11 protein-coding genes are annotated in these 13,911 nt (G+C 62.1%); 7 read left to right on the forward strand and 4 right to left on the reverse strand.

What is annotated here, in order from left to right:
* Positions 1–154: 154 nt before the first annotated feature.
* Positions 155–931, reverse strand: a complete 777-nt coding sequence (locus BS630_RS22740; RefSeq protein WP_183594433.1) for a metallophosphoesterase family protein — start codon at positions 929–931, stop codon at positions 155–157.
* 157 nt (positions 932–1,088) lie between these two features.
* On the opposite strand from BS630_RS22740, the gene BS630_RS22745 reads away from it, so the two are divergent.
* The gene (locus BS630_RS22745; RefSeq protein ID WP_077979132.1) at positions 1,089–2,216 is read left to right on the forward strand and encodes a monooxygenase; all 1,128 of its coding nucleotides are present in this window, start codon (positions 1,089–1,091) and stop codon (positions 2,214–2,216) included.
* A 1-nt stretch (position 2,217) separates the two neighbouring features.
* On the opposite strand, the gene BS630_RS22750 is transcribed toward BS630_RS22745, so the two are convergent.
* Together BS630_RS22750 and BS630_RS22755 are read right to left on the reverse strand one after the other, a co-directional pair.
* Positions 2,218–2,682, reverse strand: a complete 465-nt coding sequence (locus tag BS630_RS22750; protein ID WP_077979272.1) for an RrF2 family transcriptional regulator — start codon at positions 2,680–2,682, stop codon at positions 2,218–2,220.
* Positions 2,683–2,855: 173 nt separating this feature from the next.
* Positions 2,856–3,644: an SDR family NAD(P)-dependent oxidoreductase gene (locus BS630_RS22755; protein WP_077979133.1), complete on the reverse strand. Its 789-nt coding sequence runs from the start codon at positions 3,642–3,644 to the stop codon at positions 2,856–2,858.
* Between the two features lie 143 nt (positions 3,645–3,787).
* Between BS630_RS22755 and BS630_RS22760 the strand changes: the two genes are divergently transcribed.
* Positions 3,788–4,558, forward strand: coding sequence for a TIM barrel protein (locus BS630_RS22760; protein ID WP_077979134.1), 771 nt, complete (start codon positions 3,788–3,790; stop codon positions 4,556–4,558).
* Here the strand turns inward: BS630_RS22760 and BS630_RS22765 are convergent.
* A complete protein-coding gene (locus tag BS630_RS22765; protein WP_077979135.1) occupies positions 4,555–5,574 on the reverse strand; it encodes a LacI family DNA-binding transcriptional regulator in 1,020 nt (339 codons plus the stop codon). The genes BS630_RS22760 and BS630_RS22765 overlap by 4 nt on opposite strands.
* Before the next feature lie 180 nt (positions 5,575–5,754).
* Between BS630_RS22765 and BS630_RS22770 the strand changes: the two genes are divergently transcribed.
* The 5 genes from BS630_RS22770 to BS630_RS22790 all read left to right on the forward strand — a co-directional run bounded on the left by BS630_RS22770 (position 5,755) and on the right by BS630_RS22790 (position 13,902).
* Positions 5,755–7,680 carry an ABC transporter substrate-binding protein gene (locus BS630_RS22770; protein ID WP_077979136.1) on the forward strand — a complete coding sequence of 642 codons (1,926 nt, stop codon included), beginning with the start codon at positions 5,755–5,757 and terminating at the stop codon, positions 7,678–7,680.
* Positions 7,681–7,765: 85 nt separating this feature from the next.
* Positions 7,766–9,874 carry a family 10 glycosylhydrolase gene (locus tag BS630_RS22775; protein ID WP_077979273.1) on the forward strand — a complete coding sequence of 703 codons (2,109 nt, stop codon included), beginning with the start codon at positions 7,766–7,768 and terminating at the stop codon, positions 9,872–9,874.
* A gap of 102 nt (positions 9,875–9,976) precedes the next feature.
* The gene (locus BS630_RS22780) at positions 9,977–10,963 is read left to right on the forward strand and encodes an ABC transporter permease (protein WP_011653237.1); all 987 of its coding nucleotides are present in this window, start codon (positions 9,977–9,979) and stop codon (positions 10,961–10,963) included.
* A 10-nt stretch (positions 10,964–10,973) separates the two neighbouring features.
* Complete coding sequence (locus tag BS630_RS22785) at positions 10,974–12,164, forward strand: ABC transporter permease (protein ID WP_027663820.1); 1,191 nt, start codon at positions 10,974–10,976, stop codon at positions 12,162–12,164.
* A gap of 10 nt (positions 12,165–12,174) precedes the next feature.
* Positions 12,175–13,902, forward strand: a complete 1,728-nt coding sequence (locus tag BS630_RS22790; protein ID WP_077979137.1) for an ABC transporter ATP-binding protein — start codon at positions 12,175–12,177, stop codon at positions 13,900–13,902.
* The last annotated feature ends 9 nt before the right edge of the window (positions 13,903–13,911 follow it).

The raw sequence follows: 13,911 nt of genomic DNA on the forward strand, positions 1-13,911 counted from the left end.
CTGCCGGAGCAGGTTTTCGTCAGGGCAGAGGCGATTGGCGACGGGCATACCCCTAGGTACGTCCGAGCCGATCGCCTTTGATCCTGGCGCAAAGATGCCCGGCAGAATGCTGCAATCTAACCCGGAAAGGCTCTAGCGGCTGAGGAAACGGAAGTCAGGTCGAAAACAGATGCACTCGGCCTTGCCACAAGCGGGCGACGGTGAGTTTGCCGCTGCGATAGGCGCGCGTATCGATGTTGAGCCGCCTCGGCCGTATGTCGGGTTCATCATTCGGCGTATGACCGTGAACGACGAGTTTGGGCAACGGCACCCGGCTTTCGAGAAACCGCTGGCGGATGAGGACCAGATCCTCGTCCGTCTGCTTGCCGAGCGGCAACTTCGGATTGATGCCGGCATGCACGAAAATCACGCTAGGCGTCTCCAGCATGACCGGCATTGCCCGCATGAAATCGATATGCGTCCGCGGCAACGAATGACGAATGAAGGCATCGAGCTTCGCGCCGGAGGGGAAGATCAGTGGCAGATGCTCCGGATCGAGGCCATAGGATTTGAGCAGCTCCGCCGACCCCATCTGCATCCAATCATCATAGGAGGCCCAGCCGTCGATATAGTCGAGCATGGCGATTTCGTGATTGCCGGCAAGGCAGATGCGATCGAATCCGTCCGGCGGCGGCTCCATCAGATGGGCAATGACCTGTGCCGATTCCGGGCCGCGGTCGATATAGTCGCCGAGCGTGACGAGCAGCTTTCGCCCGGGCAGCCGCGCGCCGTCACGCAGGATCGCCTCCTCGGCTTTCACAAGCAGGTCGTACCGGCCGTGAATATCGCCGATCGCATAGGTTGGGATAGCGGCAATATCCAGCGTCAGACGCGGTCTCGGCTGGCGTGCCATTTTCGAAACCTCGCTGTTGCGAGCACGAGAGTCGCTCATCATATTTCCCAAGGAAGCCCCACACCCTAAGTAGAGTAAAGGACAAGGCAATCAAGCTGGTAAGAAAATCCAAACCATTCGGGTTTTGTAGAAAAACCGGCCTTATCATTCGAGGGGCAATCCCTCACTCCTGTATCCGTCGAGAAAAGAGTGACCGATGGGAACGGTATCGCAGTTTCATCAGAGCCTCAGGCCTCCCGCGCATCGCATCGAAAGCGAAGAGGAGGCGATATCCACGGCCCGCGACCTCGCCGCCGCATTCCGGCATCAGGCGAGCGAGCGTGATATCAACCGCATCCTGCCCTTTGCCGAGCTTGATGCGCTGTCTGTATCGGGGCTGACGGCAATCACTGTTCCGCCAGACCATGAAGGGCTCGACGTGTCGAACGCCCTGCTCGCCGAAATCGTTGCGATCATCGCCGAGGGCGATGCCTCGATCGGCGAGGCGCTGGAAAGTCATTTTTCTGCGCTGGAAACGCTCCGCATTCAAGCTTCCGAGGATTTGAAGGCATCGCTGTTTGCCCGTGTGCTGCTCGGCGACAGCTTCGCGGGCGCCGCCTTCACCGACGGGACCGAACTGACTGCCGAAGGTCCAGGCTACCGCCTGAGCGGGCGCACGTGGCAGGCGCCCGGTATTCTATTCGCCGACTGGATCGCCGCTGCCGCCACCGCTCCTCCCAGCCGCCCGGTGACGCTCTACCTCGCACGCGGTGAAGAAGGCGTGCAGGTGGTCGATGATTGGGACGGCTTCGGCCAGCGCACCAATGGATCGGCGACGGCGATCGTCGGAACGCTTAATGTCAATGCCGATGCGATTGCGCCTGCTTCCTCCTCCGGACATTCGACCGGCATCTCGCTCGGCCTGCTGCTCAAGGCGGGCGTCAGCCTGGGCATCGCCCGGGCCGCATGGAGCGACCTGATGACCGCAATTGGCGATCGCAGCACGACCGTCCTTCCCCAGATCGGCGAACGCGCCATCCGCATCGAAATGGCGGCGGCAGCCTTGGAACGGGCTGGCCGCAAACTCGACATTGCCCAGGTCAATCCTGTGGAGGCCGCGATGGCGGACGCACATTTCTCCGCCTCGGCGGCCGTAATTCTTGCCGGGGAAACGGTGCTCGACACCGCAAATGCGCTGTTCGAACTTGCAGGGGAAACATCCGCGGGCATCGGCCTCAATCTCGACCGCCATTGGCGCAATGCCCGCATTCACGCGCTATCGCTGGCGCGGGATAAGTTGCTGCACATCGCAGGCGAATATATGTCAGAGCCTGGGAGGACCTAATTCAACTGGCGGCGGAGATCGGGAATTGTTCCTTGGTGCCGTCGATGCGGCCGCCGTCGGCGACGAACTGCTCGAGGGTCATATTGTCGAGAATGGCGGCGATCGCGTCCCGAACCTCGGTCATCGAGCGCCGCACCTGACAGGTCTCCGGATCGGCACAGTCATCGCAGGCCTCGTAAGCCGTACGGCTGGCGCAGCGGATCGGCGCTAAGGGCCCGTCGAGCGTGCGGATGACATGGCCGATGCGGATTTCGGTTGCCGGCCGCGACAGGGAATAGCCGCCGCCCGGTCCCTTCTTCGAGCGCAGGATGCCGACATTGCGCAGTTCGAGCAGGATCGTGTCGAGAAACTTCTTCGGGATATTGTTGCGGGCCGCGATGTCGTTGATGAAGGCGGTCTCACCCGGCGCCAGCCGCGCCAGGTCGACCAGCGCCTTCAGCCCATATTTTCCCTTTTTCGTCAGCATCGTCGTCGCCTTGTAGAAATCGCAGTATTTATCCTGCCAATAGCAGGCAAATAGCGTCAAAAGCGTGAACATACAATAAAATAGCTATTATTTATAGCTTGTATCGGCAACGTCACGGGCCGGCCCGGCAGTCTTGAGAAGGACTGTTTGCCGAGCCTCGTCAGCCGCCTCGATTAGATCGTCTTCAGCATGCCGCCATCGACGAAATAGGTCGAGCCGATGCAATAGCTCGCACGCCCCGAACTCAGGAAGACGAAGACGTTGGCCAGTTCCTCCGGCGTGCCGAAGCGTTTGGAGGCGGCGTGCTCGTTGGCGACGCTCTGCAGATAGCCTTCCCAGTTGCCGCCGGTTTCCGCCGTCAATTGCTTGGCGGTCTTGATCCAGTCGGGCGTCAGGATCAGGCCGGCATTGACGCAGTTGACGCGGATATTGTCCTTGATGAGCTCGGTCGAAAGCGTCTTCGAAAACATCATCAGCGCCGACTTGCTGACATTGTAGATCGGCTCGTACCAGAGTGGCTGGACGGCGCAGATCGAGGCATTGTGCAGGATCACTCCGCCGCCGCGTTGCTTCATCTGCGGCGCGATGCCGCGCGCCAGCCGCACGGCGGCCATCACATGCAGGTCCCAATAGTCCTGCCACTTCTCGTCGGGCGCCTCCATCACCGTCTCGTTCGATCCGGTGCCGGCATTGTTGATGAGGATATCGGCGCCACCTTTTTCGGCCGCCGCCGCGATGATCGCCTCGGTTCCCGCAACCGTCGCCACATCGGCCGCGACAGCGGCGGCGCTGACGCCGTACTTCTCGGCGATACGGGCGGCTTCCGCCTCGATCCGTTCGGCGCCACGGGCTGCCAGCACGAGGTCGACGCCCTCAGCCGCCAGCCCCTCGGCGATCGCCAGCCCGATGCCGACCGACGCACCTGTTATGACGGCAGTCTTTCCCTTCAATCCGAGATCCATGTCTTCCTCCGCAAACGGCCGGAGATCCCGGCCTGATGTGCTGAGTGTTCCGCCAATGAACACCGGGCGTCAAGCGCCTGCACTCCTCTTGCGGCAGGCGCCGATCTGTCGCATGCCTGCATCAACAGATGGGAGGAGTTTTCATGCGACGTTATTCAGCCTGCATAGAGTGGCTGTTTGCCGAAGAGGGCGACAGCTTTCCCGATCGCATCCGCCGCGCCCATGCGGCCGGCCTGACGGCGATCGAATTCTGGCGCTGGACCGACAAGGATCTGGATGCGATCGAGGCGGCGCTGAAGGAAACCAGCCTTGCCGTCTCCAGCCTCGTCGCCGAACCGATGATCGCGCTGACCGACGCCGCCAACCGGCAGGCCTGGCTGAAAGGCCTTGCCGAATCCGTCGCTGTCGCCAAGCGTCTCGGCGCGCCGGTGCTGATTGCCCAAGCGGGCGACGATCTCTCAGGCTTGACCCGCGAAGAACAGCGCCGGGCGCTCACCGAAACGCTGAGCGCCGGCGCCGATATCCTCAAAGGCAGCGGTGTCCGTCTCGGCGTCGAGCCGCTCAACATCCGCATCGACCATGTCGGCTATTTCCTCGATTCGACTCGCGAAGGTCTCGACATCATCGATGACGTCGCCCGCCCCGAGATCGGGATCGTTTACGACATCTACCATTCCGCCGTGATGGACGAGCGCACCGAGGAGGTGCTGAACGGCCGTCTCGACCGTATCATACACGTCCATGTCGCCGATCACCCTGGCCGCAACGAACCGGGCTCCGGCAATATTGACCTTGCTCGACGCCTCGGCTGGATCTTTGCCAACGGTTACGACGGCGCCGTCGGTCTGGAATACCGGCCGACCAGGCCCGGCGCGGACGCAGTCAAGGCTGCGATTGTTTCGCTCGGCGGTTAAACCTCGGCGGCATCGACGCTCGCCGCCGCCTTGCAGGGTCCGGCCGAGCGGCGCTCGATAATGCGCGAGGCAATCATGATACGCCGCGCCGGCATGCCCGGCAGGCGTGGATTCTCGATGCGCTCGAGCAAAAGCCGCAGCCCGACCGCCCCGCATTCCTGCCCCTCCATCCTCACCGTCGTCAGCGCCGGCGAGATCTGCGTTGCCGGCGAGTAGTCGCCGAAGCCGACGACCGAAATATCGTCGGGAATGCGATATCCTTGACCGAGCAGCTCGGAAACCACGGTCAGTGCCAGCCCGTCATGGGCGCAGAAAAAAGCCGTCGGCCGGATGCCTTTTTCCACGAGCGCTCGGAAGGCCGCGCTGAAGCCATTCTCTTCGTCGAACTGCATAACATGAAGCGCAACGTCAGGATAACGTTCGGCGATTTCGCGGGCACCGTAGTGCCGCTCTTGGCGCCCCCGCAGGCCTGGCATGCCATAGACGTAAACAATGGACCGATGGCCGAGCCCGACCAGATACTCCACCACCGCCTGCCCTGCCTCATGGTCGGTGCCGCCGACATGGTCGATCTGTTCGAGCGCATCGACCCAGCCGAAACGCACGACCGGAACGCCGGTGGCACTTGCCGCCGCCACGGCCTCACGGGCATGCGGACCGACGAGCATCAGCCCATCGCAAGTGCGCGCCAGCTCCTCCAACTGGCCGGAATCATGGGTCCAGCGTACGCGCAACGTCATGCCAAGCCGATGAGCCTCGCGCTGCACACCGTTCTGCACCTGCATATAGAGCTCACTGTTGACGGCATCGAGATCGTGAAAGACAACCGCGACCTCGCCGGTAGAGCCCTGCCCGGCGGGCTTGGTATAGCCGAGGCGCTGCGCCGTCTCGCGGATCAGCGCGCGCGTTTCCTCGCTGACGCCGCTCTTGCCGGCAAGCGAGCGCGAGACCGCATATTTCGACAGGCCGACCTCCCGCGCGATCGTCTGCAATGTAACCCGGCCCCTGCTTCCCACGTGGCACCTCAGCGTTCGATTGATGCGCGCTGGCTATAGCAATCGCGCCGGTAAAGCAAATTTATACACTAACGTAAACATAACGCTTTACCTAACAATATCCAAATGTAATCTTTTCCCCATCCAAACCCCACAGCAAAAAAAATGATAAGGGCACGGATTTTTTGGAGGAGATCCCCTATGATCAAGTTGAAACGACGTGCGTTTCTGGCCGGGACATCGGCCGCCCTGATATTGCCGGCCTTGCCGGTTTTCGCCGCTGACTTCAGGGAAGCGGATATCCTGAAAACGAAGGTGTCGAGCGGCGCCCTGCCGGGCCTGAAGGACCGGCTTCCTGAAAATCCGCTCGTCGTCAAACCGGTCGAAAGCGTCGGCAAGTACGGTGGCGACTGGAACATGGCGCTGGTCGGCGGCGGGTCGTTGTCGATGCTGTTTCGCTACCAGGCTTATGAACCGCTGTTGCGCTACACACCCGACTGGTCAGGCGTGACGCTGAATGTCGCCGAGTTCTTTGAGGGCGACGCCGACTCCAAGGTCTATACGATCCGCCTGCGCAAGGGCATGAAATGGTCGGACGGCCATCCCTACACTACCGCCGACATCAAGTTCTGGTACGACACCGTTTTCACCGACAAGCGCGTCGCCTTTGTCGGTCAGGATCACTGGAAATCCGGCGGCAAGCCGGCCAAGCTGGAGATCGTCGACGAACAGACCTTCAAGGTCACCTTCGACAAGCCGAACGGCCTGTTCCCGCTACAAGTCGCCTGGGCAAACAACGACCAGACGACGCGCACGCCGAAACATTATCTCGAGCAGTTCCACATCGACTATAATCCGAAGGCCGATGAACTCGCCAAGCAACGCGGCTTTGAAAGCTGGATCGCCTCCTTCCAGGCGGCCGCCGGTTTCCAGGACGACAACGCCTTTTTCCTGAACTCCTCGAAGAAGCCCTGCGTGCATGCCTGGATGTTCACGATAGCGCCCGGCGAAAACACCGAACGCGCCGTTGCCGAACGCAATCCCTACTATTGGAAGGTCGACACCGAGGGCAACCAGCTGCCCTATATGGACCGCATCGTCTACCAGATGGTCGCCGACCCACAGGTTCTGCTGCTGAAGGCCATGCAGGGCGAAGTCGACCTGATGGACCAGTATATCGCCACGCCGAACAACAAGTCGGTTCTCTACGATGCGCGTGAACAGGGCGGCTATGATTTCTACACGCTGACTTCGACTGAAGCCAATGTGATGAATTTCATCTTCAACCTGAACCACAATGACGAGACCAAGCGGAAGCTCTTCCGGAACAAGGATTTCCGTGCGGCACTCTCGATCGCCCTCGACCGGCAGTCGCTGATCGATGCGGTGCTCGTCGGCCAGGGGGCACCTGCCCAGGCATCGATCAAGAAGGAAGACCCGCTTTACAACGAGCAGCTCGCCACGCAGTTCACGGCCTATGACGTCGACAAGGCGAATGCCATGCTCGACCAGCTCGTGCCGAAGCGCGACGACCAGAACTTCCGCCTCGACGAAAAGGGCCGCCGCCTGACGATCATCTTCGAGATCGACCAGGCGCGCGCTGTCTTCCTCGATCTCTTCCAGCTGGTGATCCCGATGTTCCAGGCGGTCGGCATCGATGCGCAGATGCGCTCGATGGACCGTTCGCTCTGGGAGACGCGCGTCCGCCAGGGTCGCGATTTCGATGCGACCGCCCACCAGTTCGGCGCAAATGGCGGCGTCGCCGCCATGCTCGACCCGCGCTATTACGTGCCCACCGATGCCAACGCCATGTATGCCCCGGCCTGGCAACTCTGGTATCGCGACCGCGCCAATGCCAATGCCGAGGAACCGCCGGAAAGCACGAAGAACCAGCTTGCGCTCTACGACAAGCTGAAGGCGACTTCCGACGCATCAGGCCAGCGCGAGGTCATGAAGCAGATCCTGCAAGGCGCCGCCGACAATTTCTATGTCTTCGGCATCTCGCTGCCGCCCGACGGCTACGGCATCGTCAAGAACACCATGAAGAACATCACGAAGATCATGCCGAACTCCTTCGGCTGGCCGACGCCCGCTCCGACCATGCCGGAGCAGTTCTACAAGGCCTGATGGCCATTTCTCCATGATGCATGCCAGGTGCCGGCCCTCCGGTTGGCGCCGAGGCTCTTCTTTTGCCACTGATTGGATGAAGACGATGCTCGATGCCAGAAAACAGAACACCAATACGCTGAGGACGCCGGATTGGTTCAAGACGGCGACCCGCTGGACCCAGCTGACCTTCGTGGAAGACGATCCGGAGAAATACGACCCGGCCTTCTGGATAGATGTCTTCAAACGCACGAAATCGAACGCGATCTGCCTCAGTGCCGGCGGCTATATCGCCTATTATCCGAGCGAAGTCCCTTACCACTATGTGAGCAAGTATCTCGGCGACAAGGATATCTTCGGCGCGCTCGTCGATGCCGCCCGCAAGCTCGACATGCATGTCATGGCCCGCGTCGACCCGCATGCGATCCATGACGATGCCGCAAAAGCCCATCCCGAATGGGTGATGATCAATGCCGACGGCACGCCGCGCCGCCACTGGGCCTATCCCGATGTCTGGGTGACCAATGCCTATGGCGACTACAACACCGCCTTCATGCCTGAGGTGGTCAAGGAGATCGTCCGCAAATACGATATCGACGCAGTCTTCGCCAATCGCTGGCAGGGCCACGGCGTCGATTATAGCGAAGACAGCGCCCGCCGCTTCAAGGATATTGCCGGCCACGCCCTGCCTGTAAAACCCGATGCCGAGGATCCGGCCTGGCAGGCCTGGGTGCAGTGGCGCCGCCGCGTGCTCACCGACATGATCGCGCAATGGGACGATGCTGTAAAAGCGATCCGCCCACATGCGAGCTTCATTCCGAACATGGGCGGCGCGTCGCTGATGGAATTCGACCTCTCGGTCATCGCCAGGCATTGCCCCTTCCTCGTCGTCGACCATCAGGGCCGCAAGGGGCTCGAGCTCGGCTGGTCGGCTGGCCGCAACGGCAAGCGCATCCGCGCCACCTTCCCCGACCGCCCGGTCGTGCTGATCACCTCGATCGGCCCGGAGGAGGAATATCGCTGGAAGGATGCAGTCACCTCGGGCGAGGAGATGCAGCTCTGGATCAACGACGGCACTGCCCACGGCCTCTATGCCTGGTTCACCAAATTCAACGGTGTCGTGCCCGACAAACGCTGGGTCGAGCCGGTGGCCGACGCATTCGGCCTGCAGGCAGCCGTCGAGCCGGTGCTGGAAAGCATGAAGCCGACCGCCGAAATCGCCGTGGTCGATCCCTCGACGACACTGCGCCACTGGGCGCCGGAAGAGCGGCATTCCGCCGAGAAACACGATCTCGGTCTCTATCACGCCCTCGTCGAAGCCCGGCTGCCCTTCGAGCTGCTCTCGGACCAGGTGCTGACCGAGGAAAACCTCAACCGCTTCAAACTGATCATTCTCGCCAACGCTTCCTGCCTTTCGGATGCGCAGAACGCGGCGATCCGCGCCTATGTCGATCGCGGCGGCAGCGTCATCGCCTCTTACGAGACGTCGCTGCGTGACGAATTCGGCAAGAAGCGTGACGAATTCGGTCTGGCCGACGTGCTCGGCGCCAGATACGTCTCTGGCCCGCGCGGCATCGTCAAGAACACCTATGTCGCCCTTTCCGGCGATCACCCGATCAATCGGGGCTTCGACGGCGCCGAACGCATCATGGGCGGCACCCGCCTGATCCACGCCGAACCGGCGGCCGATGCGAAGACGCCCTTCCTCTATGTCCCCGATTTTCCCGATCTGCCGATGGAAGAGGTCTATCCGCGCGAGGCCCCGAAAGATGCTGCCGTAATCGCCCGCGAGACCGGCAAGGGCGGACGCACGATTTACATCCCCTGGAACATCGGCGAGATCTTCTGGGAGGTCTTTGCCGTCGACCACGCCCGTCTCATCGCCAACGCCGTCCATTGGGCACTCGGCAAGACGCCGCGCGTCACCGTCAAGGGCAAGGGCGTCGTCGATCTGGCGCTGCGCGAAAACGATGAGGGTCTGGCGCTCAGCCTATTCAACCTCACCAACCCGATGATGATGAAAGGCCCGATCCGCGACAATTACCCTTTGGCAGCGCAGACCGTTTCGGTGGAGATTCCGGAGGGCCGATCGGTGGCGAAGGCTTGGCTCGTCGTTGCCGACCGCGCCGCAAGCTTCAGTGTGAAGGATGGACGCGCGCAGGTGGAGGTGCCTGGCATCGATCGGCTGGAGGTCCTGCATCTCACCTGGAAATGAGGTGACGCGCGACGGAGGAGCGCTTTCGGCCTAGGGCCGAAAGCGGGTGGATATCCGGGGGAAGCGCGTCACAGCGTTCCCGACGGGAGGAGAAACATTCCGATGCTTGGCTATATCTTCAAGCGCGTGCTCTACATGATCCCGACCTTGTTCGGCATGTCGCTGATCTCGTTCCTGATCATCCAGCTGCCGCCGGGTGACTATCTGACGTCGATGATCGCCACGATGAGCGACAGCGGCCAGACCGTCGATCCCGCGCAGATCGAGCGGCTGAAGGAAATTTACGGCTTCGACGACCCCTTCTACGTCCAATATCTGAAATGGATCTGGGGCATCGTCAGCCGCGGCGACTTCGGCTACTCCTTCGAGTGGGGCCAGCCCGTCTCCGGGCTGATATGGGCGCGTATGGGCTCGACGCTGGTAATCTCGCTCTTGAGCTTGCTCTTCGTCTGGATCGTGGCTTTGCCGATCGGCATCTATTCCGCCGTCCGCCGCCACTCCATCGGCGATCACGTTTTCACCTTTCTCGGCTTCATCGGCCTTGCGGTGCCGAACTTCATCCTGGCGCTGACGCTGATGTACGTCGCCTATAAATATCTCGGCCAGAGCGTCGGCGGGTTGATCTCGCCTGAGTATGCCGAGGCGCCCTGGAGCCTCGCCAAGGTCGGCGATTTCCTCGCCCATCTCTGGATCCCGATCATCATCATCGGCGCATCCGGAACGGCAGCGATGATCCGCATCCTGCGCGCCAACCTGACCGACGAACTGCACAAGCCCTATGTCGTCACCGCCCGCGCCAAGGGACTGCCGGAATACAAGGTGATCCTCAAATATCCGGTCAGAATCGCGCTCAATCCCTTCGTCTCGGCGATCGGCTGGGTGCTGCCGCATCTCGTCTCCGGCGTGACCATCACCGCCATCGTGCTGAATCTTCCGACCGCAGGTCCCCTGCTTTTCCGCGCGCTGATCTCGCAGGACATGTACCTCGCCGGCAGTTTCATCCTGCTTTTGAGCGCGCTGACCCTTGTCGGCATGCTGCTGTCGGATCTGCTGCTGGCGCTGCTCGATCCGCGCATCCGGTTCAATTGAGGGGAATGCGATGAGCACGCACGAAACCTTCGGAGCCCATGCTGGTCCGCTTCACACTGTTGCCGATGGTCCCTCGATCAGCCCGCTGAAACAGGGCAAGACCGTCTCGACCGCTGCCATCGGCCCCTGGCGGCTGGTCGCCGGCAAATTGATCCGCCAGAAGGTGGCGATGGTGGCCGGCGCCATCATCCTCTTCCTCTATCTGGTCGGCCTCTTCGCCGAATTCCTGGCGCCGGCTTTGCCGATGACCTCGCGGCCGCAATATACCTATGCCCCGCCGCAGGGCTTCAGCTTCTTCGTCGAAAAACCGGACGGCAGCTCGGAGTTCAATTTCCACGTGAAGGGCTACAAGGTCGAGATCGACAAGGTGGCGCTGCGCCGCACCTTCGTCGTCGACGACACCAAGGTCGTCCCGATCGGCTTCTTCGTCAAAGGCGCGGCCTACGATCTCTGGGGCCTGATCCCGATGAACCGCCACCTGATCGGCCCCCTCAACCAGAACGATCCGATGTACCTGCTCGGCGCCGACCGGCTCGGCCGCGACGTCTTCTCGCGCCTCGTCTACGGCACCCGCGTATCCATGTCGATCGGCCTCGTCGGCGTCGCCATGTCGCTGATCCTGGGCGTCGTGCTCGGCTCGATCTCCGGCTTCTACGGCGGCTGGGTCGATACGCTGATCCAGCGCGTCATTGAGGTCGTCAGCGCCATGCCGACCATTCCGCTATGGCTCGGCCTGGCGGCGGCGATCCCGCTGACATGGTCGCCGGTCAATGTCTATTTCGTCATAACAATCATTGTCTCGCTGCTCGGTTGGACCAGCCTCGCGCGTGAGGTGCGCGGCCGCTTCCTGGCGCTGCGCAGCGAGGATTTCGTCGTTGCCGCCAGGCTCGACGGATCAAGCGAGGCCCGGCTGATCTTCCGCCACATCCTGCCGTCGCTGACGAGCCACATCCTTGCGGTCGTTACACTGGCCGTCCCGACCATGATCGTCGCCGAGACCTCGCTTTCCTTCCTTGGCATCGGCCTCAAGCCGCCGGTCGTCAGTTGGGGCGTGCTGCTGCAGGACGCCCAGAACATCCGCACCGTCGCCACCGCGCCGTGGCTCTTGATCTGGCCGTCACTCGCCGTCGTCGTCGCAGTCCTGTCCTTCAATTTCTTCGGCGACGGCCTGCGCGATGCCGCCGACCCTTATGACAATTGAGGAGGAAGCCATGACCGATCTTTCAGACGACGTCGTTCTCTCCGTCGAAAATCTCTCGATCGATTTCCGGCTGCGCACCCACATCCTGCACGCCGTCGAAAATGTCAGCTTCGAGCTGAAACGCGGCCAGACGCTGTGCCTCGTCGGCGAAAGCGGCTCCGGTAAAAGCGTTACCGCCCGCTCGCTGCTGCAGATCGTCGACAGCCCCGGCAGCATCGTTTCCGGCCGCATCCTGCTCAGCAATGGCGACGGGGTCACCGGAGGTAACGGGGTCATCGACATTGCCGCCTTGAAGCCGTCCGACCGGGCGATGCGCGCCATCCGCGGCCGCCGCATCGGCCTGATCTTCCAGGAGCCGATGAGTTCACTGTCACCGGTCCACACCATCGGCTCGCAGATCATCGAAGCAGTGCGCCTGCACAGCAATCTCGATCATCGCGCCGCCCGCGAAAGGACCGTCGAACTGCTGCGCCAGGTCGAGATCCCGAACCCGGACAAGATGGCCGACCGCTACACCTTCGAGTTCTCCGGCGGCATGCGCCAGCGCGCCATGATCGCCATGGCGCTTGCCGGCAACCCCGATATTCTCATCGCCGACGAACCAACGACGGCGCTCGACGTCACCACCCAGGCCGAAATCCTCGACCTGATCAAGCGGCTCCAGGTCGAGCGCGGCATGGCCATGCTGCTCATCACCCATGACATGGGGATCGTCGCGGAAGTGGCCGATGATGTCGCCGTCATGCGCTTCGGCCGCATCGTCGAACGCGGCCCGGTGGATGCGATCTATCACGCCGCCGAGCATCCCTATACGCGCCAGCTGCTCGCCTCGACGGTCAAGCTCACCCACCATGTTGAAGGCAGGCTGCCGGCCGTGGCCCTATCGCCGGAGGCGCCGCAGCCGATCCTGTCCGTCCGCAATCTCGGCAAGATCTACGGCTGGCACGGCAAATCAAACACGCTGCGCGCCGTCGACGACGCCAGCTTCGATCTTTATCCCGGCGAAAACCTCGGCATCGTCGGCGAAAGCGGCTCCGGCAAGACGACGCTCGGCCGGCTCATCCTGCGCACCGTCGAGCCGACATCGGGCAGCATCAGCTATCGCGGCAGGGACGGTAGCGAGATCGACGTCACGAAACTCACCAAGCGCGAACTGCGCACTTTTCACCGCGAAGTCCGCCTGGTTTTCCAGGATCCTTTCGCCTCGCTCAATCCGCGCATGACCGTCAAGGAGGTGATCGGCGATCCGCTTGTTGTCAACGGGCTGGCCAAGGGCAAGGCGCTGGAGGACCGCGTCGCCGAATTGATGCGCCTGGTCGGCCTCGACCCGATGGGCATGGAGCGTTATCCGCATGCCTTCTCCGGCGGCCAGCGCCAGCGCATCGGCATCGCCCGCGCCCTTGCGCTCGATCCGCGCATCATCATCGCCGACGAGGCAACGTCCGCACTCGACGTCTCGATCCGCAGCCAGATCCTCGACCTGCTGCTCGATATCCGCCAGCGGTTGAACCTGAGCTTCATCTTCATCTCCCACGACATTTCGGTCGTGCGCTATTTCTGCGATCGCGTCGCTGTCATGCATCGCGGCAAAATCGTCGAACTCGGCGCGGCCGAGCAAATCTGCACCGCTCCCGAGGAGGCCTATACGAAGAGCCTCATCTCCGCCGTTCCCAATCCCGACCCTCGCGACAAGCGCATGCTGCACCGGCATCGTTTCGTCGCGCCTGCCAATATCTAAGGACGATCC

Origin of the sequence: Rhizobium laguerreae (assembly GCF_002008165.1) — a bacterium.
GTDB lineage: Bacteria > Pseudomonadota > Alphaproteobacteria > Rhizobiales > Rhizobiaceae > Rhizobium > Rhizobium laguerreae.